Below are 825 nucleotides of genomic sequence, written 5' to 3'. Positions count from 1 at the left end.
CGCCCTCGCAGAACGCCGCCACCAGCTCCACGCCGGAGGGGCGCATGTCCTGGCCGACCAGCACGCGGTCGTGGGGCTCGGGTCGCGTCCGCACGAACCGGGCGAACGCCACGCCGATGGAGCGGACGAGCTCGGCGTCGAGCTGGTCCGGGGTGGTGCCCCGGATGTCGTACGCCTTGAAGACAGCATCGATGTCGGCCACGACGGAAGGGTGGCTGCCGCCATCCGCCCTTGGCAAGCGCTCACCGATCGACTTCGCAGGCAGACTCATCGGATGCCGAGGACCGATGACCAGCGGGTCGCACCCCTGCGACGCCTGTGGGACTACGGCGCGCCGTACCGCCGCCGCACCGGTTGGGCAGCGACGCACTCGGTGCTCAACAAGCTCTTCGACCTGGCCCCACCGCTGCTGATCGGCCTCGCGGTGGACGTGGTGGCCAACGACGGCGACGCCACCCTCGACCGCCTCGGGTTCACCACCCAGCGGACCCAGATCGTGGCCATCGCCCTGCTGACCTTCGTCGTGTGGGCGCTCGAGTCGCTGTTCCAGTACCTGCACCAGATCTCGTGGCGGAACCTGGCCCAGGACCTCCAGCACGACCTGCGCCTCGACGCCTACGGGAACGTGCAGGAGCTGGAGCACGCCTGGTTCCAGGAGCGGGCCACCGGCGCCCTCATGGCCGTGCTGAACGACGACGTCAACCAGCTGGAGCGCTTCCTCGACATCGGGGCCAACGAGATCATCCAGGTGCTCACCACCGTGGTCGCCGTCGGCACGATCTTCTTCGTCCTCGACCCGTCCGTCGCCATGCTCGCCATCCCTCC

Annotated in this window: 1 protein-coding gene and 1 pseudogene; one reads left to right on the top strand and one right to left on the bottom strand. The window is 69.3% G+C overall.

Translation table 11 applies throughout. The annotated features are described in order from the left end of the window. A pseudogene (locus tag VB714_RS21420) lies at positions 1-271 on the bottom strand (hypothetical protein); the annotation flags it as partial. 3 nt (positions 272-274) lie between these two features. Here VB714_RS21420 and VB714_RS21415 point away from each other — a divergent pair. Continuing rightward, positions 275-825: ABC transporter transmembrane domain-containing protein (locus VB714_RS21415; protein ID WP_323226722.1), on the top strand; the 551-nt coding region annotated here is incomplete at its 3' end.

It is taken from the genome of Spirulina sp. 06S082, from assembly GCF_034932145.1.
Lineage (GTDB): Bacteria > Cyanobacteriota > Cyanobacteriia > Cyanobacteriales > Spirulinaceae > CCY15215.
The sequence above is the reverse complement of the archived record's forward strand: the minus strand, read 5'-3'. Positions and strand labels throughout refer to the sequence as shown.